Source organism: Sporosarcina sp. SG10008, from assembly GCF_044569405.1.
GTDB lineage: Bacteria > Bacillota > Bacilli > Bacillales_A > Planococcaceae > Sporosarcina > Sporosarcina psychrophila.
Genome location: NZ_CP172607.1, coordinates 737,564 through 750,535 on the forward strand (window position 1 = coordinate 737,564; position 12,972 = coordinate 750,535).

Genomic DNA, 12,972 nt, shown 5'->3' on the forward strand with positions numbered 1-12,972 from the left:
GCTCCTCCTTGCCTGGTTAGCATCGATTACAGCGATGGTAGGAAGTTTGTTTTTTAGCGAGCGTATGGGCTTTGTACCATGCACTTTCTGCTGGTATCAGCGAATAGTTATGTACCCACTAGTTCTGTTCCTTGGCATGGCATTTTATCGAAATGACCGCGATATATATAAGTACGTACTTCCGATGTCAGTCATAGGCATGCTTCTATCTGGTTATCATTATGCGTTGCAGAAACTGCCTTCATTGCAAGAATTCAGTACGTGTACGAGCGGGGTTCCATGCTCGGGACAATATATTAATTGGTTTGGTTTTGTAACGATTCCTTTTTTGGCACTCATTGCTTTTACTTTTATTACGGCGATGATGTTGATGCTTTGGAGACGTAAATAATAGTATGAGTAATGCCTCCCTGAAATCATTGGGGGGGCATTCTTCAAATATAGGAAAGTATAAGTTTGTTCGACATAGAATGGTGTCTAGACTCTAGACTCTAGACTCTATCCACAAGCCGCTCGGGGCCAATAGAATGTGGGTCTCATGTAGCTGTTGCCGCAGGACGCGGCGTACTTAGGCTAGATTTCCTTGAAAGCAATCCGGCTTTGAGGCAAAGAGTGCCACGTCGTACCTGCAAGAATGCAGTCGTCGCGATCTTAGAATGCCTTCCCCTTAATCGACTATGCCTGCTATTCTTTTTGGCGCCTTGCGCTTTTATGTAAGTGTATCGCTATTTTATTCTGTTACGTGACAACTATCAAAGAAACAAGTATGATGAATAAGGTTGTTTCTGTCAATGAATCTGACAAATATTATTGAAAGTGAGTCTATGTATGACTATAATTCAAAACATAATCAGCTTCATATTACATATTGATGAGCATTTGGTTGAAATTATTCAAAATTTCGGCTCGCTGTCATATGTACTATTATTCTTAATCGTGTTTGTTGAAACAGGATTAGTTATTTTCCCATTCTTACCAGGTGATTCTTTGTTATTTGCAAGTGGGGCTCTTGCTGCAATGGGGGCATTTAACATTGTACTTCTCCTTATTGTGTTCTTTACTGCAGCTGTCATTGGGGATACTGTAAATTATCAAATCGGTAAAAAGGTCGGGACAGCGATCAAGCCTAATAGCTTAATTGGTAGAGTCATTGATCAAGAAAAAATGGATAAAGCAGAGAAATTCTTTAATAAACACGGTGGTAAAACGATAGTGATTGCCCGCTTTATGCCGTTCATTCGTACATTTATACCTTTTGTTGCAGGGGCTAGTCGTATGAATTATCGCTACTTTTTCATTTATAATGTAGTAGGCGCAATTCTATGGGTAGGAATTTGTACGATTGCAGGTTATTTCTTCGGGAATATTCCTATCATTAAAGATAACTTTTCCACTGTTATTTTATTAATTATCTTTGTGTCTGTTCTGCCAGTTGTTATCAGTTTTATGAAGAGTCGTTTGAAGAAATAATGAATGTATTGCTAACAAGGAAACACCTCCTAAGCGGATAAGCCTAGGAGGTGTTTTTGTCTATTATCTTTCACGTCTGTTGATTAACCATTTTCTTGCATAAAGAGCAGGTAAGAAAGGCTTGAAAAAACCCATTTTCACTGAATCATTTTCGGTCCGCTTTTGGCGAACTAGTCATGACATCTTTACCGAGGCGCAAGTGTGACGGATGAATAAGCACCATACGATTATCGAAAAACGATGTGTAGGGATGCGACGAGGCCACATCCCTACACATCAAGAAATCTCGATAATCGTATAGAGGCCTTTCAATCCAAAGCGATCCAAATTTAATGTACACGAAGCTCCTGCTGTTTAATTATGTTATTTACGGGTTGTTTTTGGTTAATCAACACATGTGATTATCTTTGAATCTTTTTGATATCCTTCATCATTTCCTTGACATAGGATGCATCTACATAATTATATTCATTCACAATACTGCCTTGCTGATCAATCAAATAAAAGTTAGTCCCGTGAATGACTTGATTGGATGAGGAAGGTTTTTGTACAATTGTTTGAAATTGATCCCTTGCGAAAGCTTCAATTTCTTCCTGTGTATATCCCGTTAATATATGCCAATTCTTTTCATCGTCCGTAAATTGGTGGATGTACTCTTTTAACACATCTGGTGAATCAATTGTTGGATCGACAGTGAATGATACGAATTCGACTTGAACGCCTTCATCCTCGAACTTTTTTTGCAAATCCGCCATCTCTAGTGTCATCGGGGGACAGACGGTCTTACATTTTGTGAAGACGAAATCAGCAATCCAGACTTTCCCCGTTAGTTCATCTGTACCGAAAGGCTGTCCATTTTGGTCTGTATAAGAAAATGGGACTATTTCCTTTCCACTATGAGGTACAGAACTGCAAGCGGAAAGCAATACTGCAATGACAAGGGGAATAAACAGATAGCATATGTTTTTCAAATTACACCTCTTCTTGTTCATCAATAGATAAGCCGGGCAATCGAATCGTTACGATTGTTCCTGTCATGGTGTCGCTAGTCATCTCGAAAGTTCCGTTGTGCAGTCGGATGATTTCTTTGACAATAGGGAGCCCTAAGCCTGTTCCACCGGTTGTCCGATTCCGGGCTTTATCTGTCCTGAAAAAACGATCGCCAATTCGTTCAAGATCTTCATCGTCAATAAGAATTCCATCGTTTGTCACTCGGAATTGAAGGAAAGCTTCTTTTTTCGTTAATTCAATTGCCAAGGTCCCGTTTGTGGCGGAATACTTCACGGCATTGTCTATGGTATTGTAAAAAATTTGTTGAATTCTTTTTGGATCAGCTGTTAGAATAAGTTCTTCTTCTATAGTCAATTCGAGAGATAATTCTTTTTCTGCAATATGAATCGTGAACAAACCAACTGTATCTACTAATAATTGCGCGATGGCAATAGGCTGAATGTCAATTGTATACAAATCTTCTTGGAGATGATTTAATTCCACAAGATCAGTGATCAATTTGGTCAGTCGATCTGTTTCTTTTTCAATCGTTGTCAAATAGCTTTGTGCTTCTTCGGGCGATGAATATATTTTGTCTTTAAGAACATGCGTGTAACCGCTAATATACGTAAGCGGTGTACGAAGTTCATGCACGATGTTTGACGTGAATTCCTTTTTACGTTCTTCCTGTTGTTCAAGTGAAAGGCTCATCAAATTGAACGCCTTCGTCAATTGGCCGACCTCATCGTTCCTTTCGCTTTGAATCCGGTTTGAATAGTTCCCTTTAGATACTTCAAAAGAAAGTCGCTGAAGATCTTGCAACGGTTTGAATAAAGAATGCCAAGTGCGATTGACAACTAAGAAGAGTATGAAGAAAAATAAGCAGCCAACGATCAAAAGTATTGGAATGCTTCCCCGGAATACATCTTGAACTGCCGCAAGTGGAACATAAATATAGATGAAACCGATAAGTCCGTTCTCACCTTTGATTGGAAAAATGGCGCCTAGAATTTCATGGTTAAGTTCTTTTACGAATCCCTCTTTTAATACATAGGCTCCTTTTTCCAACTCAGCCATGTCATTTGCATCGACAAGTGTTTCATAATTGACCTCGTAAGGGAAATAGGAAGTGAGATCCTTTAAGTTATCAACTACGATAATTTCATATTCTGACACGATGTTATACCATTGGATTTTATCGATGATTTCATCACTTAATTCCCCGTAATGGTAATGAGAAGCCGTCCTTTTCCCTTGATAGACAATGGATTCTTCAATACTTGTCAAATACAATTCAGAATAGAGATAATGGATGAAGAAAAAGGAAAAAAGAATTGTAAACCCGATACTGGAAATCAGAACTATACCTATTTTTTTGCTTAATGTAAGTGTCTTCAATCTTCACACCTCGAATTTGTAGCCGATACCCCAAACTGTTTCAATTAGATCACCGTTATTACCCATTTTAAGTCTTAACGTTTTGATATGTGTATCGACTGTACGCTCGCTACTTTGATGTTCTTCACCCCAGACGATGTGCAGCAGTTGTTCCCTTGAATAGACGCGACCTTTATTTTTAGCAAGCACATGAAGCATACCGAACTCCTTTAATGTTAATAATAAGGGTTTTCCATTCAATGACACAGTATGTGCTCCATTATCGATTACGAGTGGCCCGACAGTTAATGTATCGGCAACTGGTATATTTTGATAAGATCGTCTCAGAACGGATTCAATCCTTGCAAGAAGCTCTCCCGGTAAAAATGGTTTGACAATATAATCGTCGCCGCCAAGCTTTAAACCTTGTATTTTATCCCATTCATCTCCTTTTGCTGATAGAAAGATGAGTGGGATTGTCGATGTCCGCTTTATTTCTTTGGCGAATGTAAAGCCATCCATGAAGGGCATCATTACATCTACTAGTAGCAACTGTGGATTTGTTTGGTCTATCAAAGACAGTGCATGGATCCCATCTGTAGCCTCGACGACAGTGTAACCTTCTTTTTCGAGGAACATTCGAATCAGTTTCCTCATTTGTGGTTCATCGTCTATAATCATAATGGTGGATGAATTCAAGATAAAACCTCATTTCAATTATAGGTTGCTCATTGTACTCATTTTCTCTAATAAATGTGAAAATCATGTGAAGCGCGGTAGTTCACACTTAGTTCTAACTTATCTATTATAATCATAACGAACATAAGGAACTACGTTAAGTAAAACGACTATGGGGGAATCTTGATGAAAAGGAAATTTGGTTTGTTAGTGGGGCTGTTCATGCTGGCCGCTATGGCAGCATGCGGTAAAGAAGAAGCGGTAAAAGTGGACGAAACAGGAGTACCTCTACCGCTGGATGTGAAGCTAACAGTGACAGAACAAGTTGATGTGAATGGTATTATAAAAATGGAAGCAGTTGTTACACAGGGCGATGACAAAGTAGATGACGCTGATGAAGTTGAATTTGAAGTATGGGAAGAAGGAAAAAAAGACGACAGTTTCAAGGTTGAATCGACGAATGACAAAGACGGTTTGTACACAGCAGAAACTTCTTTTGAGCATGACGGTCTTTTCCACGTTCAAGTGCATGTAACAGCAAGAGGTTTGCACACAATGCCGAAAAAAGAAGTGACAGTAGGTAATGGCGGGAATTATGAAGAAGCCATTGAAGGCGAAGCTGAACACGAACATGGGCATGCAGAAGGATTTTCGATGCACTTCATGAAACCTGAAAATATGAAGTCCGGCGAATCTACTGAATTTGTCGTTCACCTGCAATTAGATGGAAAACCATTTGAAAAAGCACAAGTACGCTACGAAATCTGGAATGAAGAAAATCCGGACAAACACGACTGGGTCGACGTTGAAGAATTAGTTGCTGGTGAATATACAGCTTCATACACATTTGCACAAGTAGGTCCGCACAAAATTCAAATCCACGTAAAAGACGATAAAGAATTACATGAACATGAAGAACATGCGATAGAAGTTAACTAAAATGGGCACGGAGAGTACCTGACAAATAAGTCAAGTACTCTCCGTGCTTTTTTGTGAATTATACTTGAATATCTTTACGTTTACTGGAGGAAGGTATATTTAACTCCTCTCTATACTTGCTAATTGTTCGCCTAGAGATTGTGATGCCCTTTTCGCGATTAAAGTATTCTGCTATTTTTTGGTCAGAATAGGGTTTGAATTTATTTTCCTGAGCTATAAAATTCTCCAAAAGTGTTTTCACTTTCGTTTGAGAAATGCTAGTGCCGTCCGCAGTTTCCAACTTCGAAGTGAACAGAATTCGAAGGTCGAAAGAACCGAACGCGGTCTGAATGACTTTGTTGGTAGTCGCTCTGCTGACAGTTGATTCGTGCATTTCAATTTCATCAGCTACTTCTTTTAGCGTTAATGGTCTCAATGAAGAGAGTCCATTTATAAAAAAACTTTCCTGTCTATCCAATAGGACTTGCACAATTTTAATAATCGTATTTCGGCGCTGTTCAATACTGCTAAGAAGCCATTCTACATTTTTATATTGAGTATGGATATATTTTGATACATCATTTTTCGTTTGAAGATGTTGCGTGTACTCTTTATTGACATGAATAGCTGGTAAATAGCCGTCATTCAAATGGAAAACTAATTTATCATCTTTGGATTCGACAATAATGTCAGGAGTTAAATACTCAGTTGGGAAATTGGAAATAAATGTGCCTGGCCTCGGGTTAAGCGTTTGTATGAAATCGTAAAGCTCTTTTACTTCCCTCATTTCGATGTTCATTTGTAAGGCGATTTCATTCCATTTATGGTCAGCAAGCAAGTTTAAATGATGTTCTACTAAAAAGGCAGCTGACATTTGTTCAGGATAGGTGTATGTAATTTGCAAGAGCAGGCATTCCTTTAAGTCTCTAGCCCCAATTCCTACGGGACCCACTTCTTGAAGTAAAAGAATACCTTTATCAATATCAAATTCATCAAATTCTAGATAGAAATCTGGATCCTTACCAAGAACACGTAAATAGCCATTGTCATCCAGATTATAAATGAGATACTTTAACAAATTTTGGATGTGTTCGTCTGGATAAATGAATTTTGCGTCATCGAATAGTGTGTCCCGCATGTTTCTATCAGTGCACTGGAATAGATCATCCGGCATCTCGGAAGAACCAAAAGTGGATGTCCGCTGATTCACTCTCTCTTCATATGTATTTTTTTCTTTCAGTTCGATAATCGGATTTTCAAGCTCTTGTTGCCTGATAAATTGTTCAAGTTCATACGTCGAGTATTGAAGTATTTCAATTGCTTGTCTTAACTCGAATGTCATTAACAGATTCTGTTCCTGTCGTTGTTGGAGTACGAGCACCATAAAACCCCTCCTTTTGAAGCTGATAAGTAATGTAAGCGTTTTCAAGTAGTGGTCTTAAGTGTACCATATGTTTCTGAAAACTTCGATAAGAAAAGAAGGTTCTGTTGAATGAGAAGGTAGGTAAAACTGGTGCCATTATAGTGATAGATACTGATTTGACTATCTCATTTGCGAATAGGGTTGTCGATATGATTTTTACATTTATTTATGCGAAATTGAGTAAGTACTATTAGAAAAACATTTCATAAATACCGATTATGATGAGCAAAAGTCCGGCGATTTTAGAGGAGTACTTGCCGAATAGTATATTGCCAATTGTATTACCGATTTTAATACCTAGAGAAATTGAAATCAGTGAAAATAGTCCAATTGCGATTGAAGTGAAAAGCGGAGGGGAGCCTGTAATACCTGCCCCAAAACCAATTGTTAAGCAGTTTAAGGAAAGTAGAAATCCCAAAAAAGTAGATTCTTTTAAAGTGATTTTCATTGGTTGTTCTAAACCTAGAAATACGGGGCTATTGTCTTCTGTTTGAATGGATTTATTTTTAGTGAAAAATGGCAATGGCGCGATAAACCATATACCAAGGACGGTAATTAAGAAGCCACCAGTGAAGTTAGCCATTGATTGTGAAAAGTAATTGGATAAAAAACTCCCCGCTGATATGGAGAAGAATGCAAATGCAATAGAAATAAGAGAAATAATGAAATTGTATAGGAAAGGAATTCTTTTTAATTTTAAGCCGTATGAAACACTTATTGCTAAATTATCAATGTTTGCAGCAATACCGATTAATAATATAGATATCCATTGCACACTTATTTCCCCCTGCAACTGTTTGTTATCATCTATCTATATGAGCAAATGGGAAATAGCGTGCGGGCCCGGTTTACGAAATGATGGGGGAGCGATTGATACAGGCGAATAAGACTCCGTTTTGTTTTTTTATTGGCATTTCTAGTTGGAGTGTGGTATAAATATTGATATTACGCCTATACCATAGTAAACAACTTGGAATAATATACTTAAAAAAAGGAGTTTTGTTATGGGACGCGAATTCATAGATATTTTTGATGAGTGGATTCACTTGTATGACGCATCAGTTGCTGGGGAGGATCCTGAATACCGTGATGTATTTGAAGGCTATGACGAGATTCTAAATGCTGTCACAAGCAAAGTTATTGGAACTATTCTTGAATTCGGTACAGGGACGGGAAATCTGACAGCAAAATTAATAGATGCCGGCCATCAAGTAATTGGCATTGAACCGAACACTGCGATGCGGCGATTAACGGCAGAGCGATTTCCTTCAATTGAGGTCAAAGACGGGGATTTAATTGATTTTGAAACTGATGGTATAACAATTGATTCAATCGCAAGTTCATATGTATTTCATCATTTAACAGATGAAGAAAAAGGAATTGCGCTGAAGAAGTATGCACAATTGTTACCGATAAATGGAAAAGTCGTCTTTGCCGATACCATTTTTATAACGGAAGATGCAAAGCAGGCTCAGATAGATAAGGAGCGGGCAAGAAATTTTCATAATGTTGCAGACGATTTAGAACGTGAATATTACACAATACTGCCCGTATTATTGAAACTATTTTTAGAAGCCGGATTCGAAGTGACGTTTAAACAATTGAATGATTTTGTCTGGCTAATGGACGCGACTAAAAAATAAGGGGAGACTACGATGGAAAAGTTGAATGTTGAAAGTTTTAACTTAGATCATACGAAAGTTGCGGCACCGTACGTGCGTTTAGCGGGGACTAAACAGGGAAGTCATGGTGATGAAGTGTATAAGTACGATTTACGTTTCACACAACCTAACAAACAGTTTATGAAAATGGATGCACTACATTCCATCGAGCATTTAATGGCGGAGAACATTCGAAATCATTCTAATAAAGTTGTTGATCTTAGTCCGATGGGTTGCCAAACCGGCTTTTATCTATCTGTTATCAATCATGATGATTACGAAGAAATTCTAGTCATTTTAGAAAACACTTTGCGAGATGTACTCGTAGCGACGGAAGTGCCAGCGTGTAACGAAGTGCAATGTGGGTGGGCCGCAAACCATAGTTTGGAAGGTGCCAAAGAGTTAGCGGGAAATATGCTTGCGAAAAAAGATGAATGGCGCCATGTGTACGAAGAGGAAGTGTAATGAAAGTTTACGGTAGTGTACAAGAATTAGTTGGAAACACGCCGGTTGTTGAGATTAGTCGTATTCATATTCCAAATAATTGTCGGATATTCGCGAAGCTAGAGTATCTAAATCCAGGAGGAAGCGTAAAGGATCGACTCGGATTAACACTCATTGAGGATGCAGAGCAATCGGGAAGTTTGTTGCCGGGTGGAACAATTATTGAAGCGACGGCGGGAAATACGGGTATCGGCTTGGCTCTTGCAGCGATTGGAAAAGGCTATCATGTGATATTTGTCGTTCCAGAAAAGTTTAGTTTAGAAAAACAAACACTTATGCGTGCACTTGGTGCTGGAATTATCAATACACCAACCGAACTAGGCATGGGTGGTGCGATTGAGAAAGCGAAAGAGCTTGTTTTACAAACACCCGGTGCTTTTACACCCTCACAGTTTTCAAATCCCGCAAATCCGGCGACGTATATGAAAACACTTGGACCCGAATTATGGCGTGATTTAGATGGGGAAATCGACGTTTTTGTTGCGGGAGCGGGGTCTGGTGGTACATTTATGGGGACCTCGCAGTTTTTGAAAGAACGCAACCCGAGTGTGAAAACAGTTGTCGTGGAACCTGAAGGCTCTATACTCAACGGTGGAGCAGCAGGATCTCATGTAACAGAAGGAATTGGAATGGAGTTTTTACCAGACTACATGGACCCAACGTATTTTGATGCCATTCATACAGTTAGCGACGAGGACGCGTTCATGCAATTGCGTTCATTGGCGAAAAATGAGGGGTTGCTCGTTGGAAGTTCTTCTGGCGCTGCATTCTATGGTTCTTTACGTGAAGCTGAAATTGCGAAAGCGGGAAGCCATATTGTTACCATTTTTCCTGATTCAAGTGAGCGTTATTTAAGTCAGAACATCTATGATCTATTTAAAGGGAGAGAATAATTCATGCGTGCAAAAACGAAATTAATCCACGGCGGTATTGTTGGAGATGCAACGACAGGTGCTGTTTCCACACCCATATATCAAGTCAGTACGTACAAGCAACAGACAGTCGGTCAATTTAACGGGTATGAATATTCACGTACAGGTAACCCAACTCGTCATGCGCTAGAAGTATTAATTAGCGATTTAGAAGGCGGAAAAGCGGGCTTTGCTTTTGGCTCCGGAATGGCAGCGATTAGTTCGGTTATGATGTTATTTAGTAAAGGTGACCATATTGTTCTAACAGACGATGTATATGGTGGAACATACCGTGTCATTACGAAAGTATTAAATCGCTTTGGCATCTCGGCAACATTCGTTGATTCTAGTGATATCACGAAAGTGGATGAAGCAATTAAAGAAAATACAAAAGCGATTTTCTTGGAATCCCCAACGAATCCACTGTTAAAAATAACGGATATTGAAGCTGTTACTAAGCTTGCAAAAGAAAAGGGATTGCTCACAATTGTCGACAATACGTTTATGACCCCATATTTTCAACAACCAATCGCTCAAGGCGCAGATATTGTATTGCATAGTGCGACGAAATATATCGGAGGTCATAGTGACGTCGTAGCAGGGCTTGTCGTGGTAGCAACAGAGAAACTTGCAGAGGATTTACATTTCATTCAAAACTCGGTGGGCGCTATTCTTGGGCCACAGGATTCATGGTTATTGATTCGCGGTATAAAAACGCTCGGACTTCGTATGGAAGAGCATAATGTGAATGCGCAGAAAATCGCGGAGTTTTTAGATGGACACGCGGCAGTGGGGAAAGTGTATTATCCGGGACTTAAAACACATCCTGGCCGAGAATTGATGACAAGGCAAGCGACCGGCTTCGGTGGTATGATTTCGTTCGATGTTGGAAGCGAAAAGAAAGCTGATGAGTTGCTTGCAAAATTGCGCTACTTTACGCTTGCGGAAAGTTTGGGAGCAGTTGAAAGTTTGATTTCTATACCTGCACGCATGACACATGCGTCAATTCCGCGTGAACGCAGATTGCAACTAGGGATTACAGATGGTCTTGTACGCATTTCGGTAGGAATTGAAGATGTGGAAGATTTACTTGAAGACTTGGCAAAAGCGTTAGCATAACAGTACGAAAAGCTATTCACATTCATCGTGAATAGCTTTTTTTCGTTCATATAAAAAAGACATTCAAAATTCTATACAGAAAATTTACACACTCTTTACAGGAAATTTACACGTATATGAGAAAATTGAGTATAAATTCCTGTGAGGTGGTTATTAAATTGAGTCGATTGGCACAAGAAGTCGTTAAGAAGATAAGATTTGGAAAAGTAAACTGGACGAATGTATCTTCTAGAGTTACCAACATCACATTTAAAACTCGATTACTTTTCGCAATTCTAACAATCCTGCTAATATCCACGGTTACAATAGGATCCACAGCGTATGAAAAAATGACGAAAAGCACTATTGAACTCGTCTCTTCCCATTTGGAACGAGAGGTGACAATTGTCAATGATCTAGCGAAAACATTGATGTTGATACATATCGGGAATAAGGAAAATTTTATGTCTGCTCTTGAAGAGGTTGTTAAGAGGCAGCATGTATCCTTAACTCAAGATGGTTATAATGCAACGATGTTTTACTCAAAAGATGATCAACTGATTCCCTTTGCGGTTAGTAAAAATACGAATCTGAGTTTGTCCAATCAAATTGTGGAGAAAATCAAACAAGACGGTAAAGGTATTTTACATGAAACAATCCAAGGAAATCCGCATACTATTAGCTATTATCGTGTTCAAGAGTTAGGCGGGGAATTTGTTATTGTCGTTCCGGACAGTGATTATTTGGCGGATACGAAAGAAATGGGAACCCAAATTTTGATATCGATCCTAATTGCGTTAATCATCGCATTGTTACTGATTGCGCCGACGATTCACCGAATGACGAAACCGATAATTGTATTGCAACAAAAAATGCGCATGGTCAGGGAAGGGGATTTAGGAGTCGATTTGGCGATTCAATCTTCTACACCTGAATTCCAATCGCTCATTAAAAGCTTCAAGATGATGATTGAAAGTATGTCCTATATGCTCGTGGAAATAAAAAACACTAGTATACAACTAGCACAGACTGGAAGTCATTTAAACGTCAGCTCAACTGCACTGCTGACAAAAAATGATTATTTGAATGCTCAGGTTTCAGAGTTGGAGACGATTGCTGCAGAGACGGTTTCTGTATCAGCAACACAGCAGCAAGCCTTCCAGCAGATGAAAGTTCAAATGGCTACGTTGTTTAATGAAATGGAAGAAGTTTTTCATGAGTCAACGATTACAAAACAAGTCGTGAAAACAGGAGAGACTTCGACAATCGAGGCAGCAAAAATGATGAGAATCTTCTTCCGAAGTATGGAAAGTGTCATTCAAACGATTGATGACTTACATGAAAAGTTCATGTCCGTTTCTAGTGTAGTTAGCACCATTGATAGCATTACTGACCAAACGCGTATGCTTGCATTAAATGCGAAAATCGAAGCAACTAGAGCTGGAAAAGCAGGAGCAGGATTCTTAGTGGTAGCAAATGAGGTCCAACGATTAGCGGAGCAATCGGCTAACGCTACAGGAGAAATTAAAGGTACTATTTTAGAAATGGAACAATCCGTTGATAGGACTACTTTGAATATAGAAGAGATGCAAGTAGATGCAATAAATTTTGAAAGTATTACACAAGAAAATAGTGGGAATTTCAAGGCCGCTGCAGATCAAATCAAGGTATTGGATCGAAGGTTATTTGTTATGAAAGATCACTTGAACTCGTTGGAAAGCGGACTACCGTTATTGGAGGCATCTACGAAACAAGTAGAAAATGTTTCCGAAAAAAATAAAAGTAATGCAGCTCAAATGATGCGCGCATTTCAGGAACAATTTGAAGCGATGCAAGCTGTTGAAAAAACGGGGTCAGAGTTATCTTCTCTTTCCAATAAACTGTTGGTTAACGCCAATCAATTCACTACTTCAATTTGATTTACTGAATCGACGGATAGTAA

General features: G+C 39.0%; 13 protein-coding genes. 8 read left to right on the forward strand and 5 right to left on the reverse strand.

Annotated elements, in window-relative coordinates; all coding sequences use genetic code 11:
• Positions 1-34 precede the first annotated feature (34 nt).
• Together ACGLYD_RS03710 and ACGLYD_RS03715 are read left to right on the forward strand one after the other, a co-directional pair.
• Positions 35-391, forward strand: a complete 357-nt coding sequence (locus ACGLYD_RS03710; protein WP_255428678.1) for a disulfide oxidoreductase — start codon at positions 35-37, stop codon at positions 389-391.
• Positions 392-828: 437 nt separating this feature from the next.
• Complete coding sequence (locus tag ACGLYD_RS03715) at positions 829-1,470, forward strand: DedA family protein (RefSeq protein ID WP_067207129.1); 642 nt, start codon at positions 829-831, stop codon at positions 1,468-1,470.
• Positions 1,471-1,871: 401 nt separating this feature from the next.
• Here the strand turns inward: ACGLYD_RS03715 and ACGLYD_RS03720 are convergent, their stop codons facing one another.
• From ACGLYD_RS03720 to ACGLYD_RS03730, 3 genes are read right to left on the reverse strand one after another with little or no spacing between them, the layout of a single operon-like run.
• Positions 1,872-2,441 (reverse strand): SCO family protein, encoded by a 570-nt coding sequence (locus tag ACGLYD_RS03720; RefSeq protein WP_255428619.1) that lies wholly within the window; start codon positions 2,439-2,441, stop codon positions 1,872-1,874.
• 1 nt (position 2,442) lies between these two features.
• The gene (locus ACGLYD_RS03725; protein ID WP_399631431.1) at positions 2,443-3,858 is read right to left on the reverse strand and encodes a sensor histidine kinase; all 1,416 of its coding nucleotides are present in this window, start codon (positions 3,856-3,858) and stop codon (positions 2,443-2,445) included.
• A gap of 3 nt (positions 3,859-3,861) precedes the next feature.
• Positions 3,862-4,536, reverse strand: coding sequence for a response regulator transcription factor (locus ACGLYD_RS03730; protein WP_231885784.1), 675 nt, complete (start codon positions 4,534-4,536; stop codon positions 3,862-3,864).
• Between the two features lie 165 nt (positions 4,537-4,701).
• Here ACGLYD_RS03730 and ACGLYD_RS03735 point away from each other — a divergent pair, with 165 nt between their 5' ends.
• On the forward strand, positions 4,702-5,454 hold the full coding sequence (locus tag ACGLYD_RS03735; RefSeq protein ID WP_399631434.1) for a FixH family protein: 753 nt from the start codon (positions 4,702-4,704) through the stop codon (positions 5,452-5,454).
• 58 nt (positions 5,455-5,512) lie between these two features.
• Here ACGLYD_RS03735 and rpoN read toward each other — a convergent pair whose 3' ends face one another.
• Positions 5,513-6,817, reverse strand: a complete 1,305-nt coding sequence (gene rpoN / locus ACGLYD_RS03740) for an RNA polymerase factor sigma-54 (protein ID WP_399631437.1) — start codon at positions 6,815-6,817, stop codon at positions 5,513-5,515.
• Between the two features lie 229 nt (positions 6,818-7,046).
• Entirely contained in the window at positions 7,047-7,631 is a 585-nt protein-coding gene (locus tag ACGLYD_RS03745) for a manganese efflux pump MntP family protein (protein ID WP_399631439.1), read from the reverse strand.
• Between the two features lie 229 nt (positions 7,632-7,860).
• On the opposite strand from ACGLYD_RS03745, the gene ACGLYD_RS03750 reads away from it, so the two are divergent.
• The 5 genes from ACGLYD_RS03750 to ACGLYD_RS03770 all read left to right on the forward strand — a co-directional run bounded on the left by ACGLYD_RS03750 (position 7,861) and on the right by ACGLYD_RS03770 (position 12,949).
• A complete protein-coding gene (locus tag ACGLYD_RS03750; RefSeq protein ID WP_399631442.1) occupies positions 7,861-8,499 on the forward strand; it encodes a class I SAM-dependent methyltransferase in 639 nt (212 codons plus the stop codon).
• Between the two features lie 12 nt (positions 8,500-8,511).
• Positions 8,512-8,982 carry an S-ribosylhomocysteine lyase gene (locus ACGLYD_RS03755; protein WP_399631444.1) on the forward strand — a complete coding sequence of 157 codons (471 nt, stop codon included), beginning with the start codon at positions 8,512-8,514 and terminating at the stop codon, positions 8,980-8,982.
• On the forward strand, positions 8,982-9,914 hold the full coding sequence (locus tag ACGLYD_RS03760; RefSeq protein WP_399631446.1) for a PLP-dependent cysteine synthase family protein: 933 nt from the start codon (positions 8,982-8,984) through the stop codon (positions 9,912-9,914). Before ACGLYD_RS03755 ends, ACGLYD_RS03760 begins: the two co-directional genes overlap by 1 nt.
• Before the next feature lie 3 nt (positions 9,915-9,917).
• A complete protein-coding gene (locus tag ACGLYD_RS03765; protein WP_399631449.1) occupies positions 9,918-11,051 on the forward strand; it encodes a bifunctional cystathionine gamma-lyase/homocysteine desulfhydrase in 1,134 nt (377 codons plus the stop codon).
• 158 nt (positions 11,052-11,209) lie between these two features.
• Positions 11,210-12,949 (forward strand): methyl-accepting chemotaxis protein, encoded by a 1,740-nt coding sequence (locus ACGLYD_RS03770; protein WP_399631452.1) that lies wholly within the window; start codon positions 11,210-11,212, stop codon positions 12,947-12,949.
• Positions 12,950-12,972 lie beyond the last annotated feature (23 nt).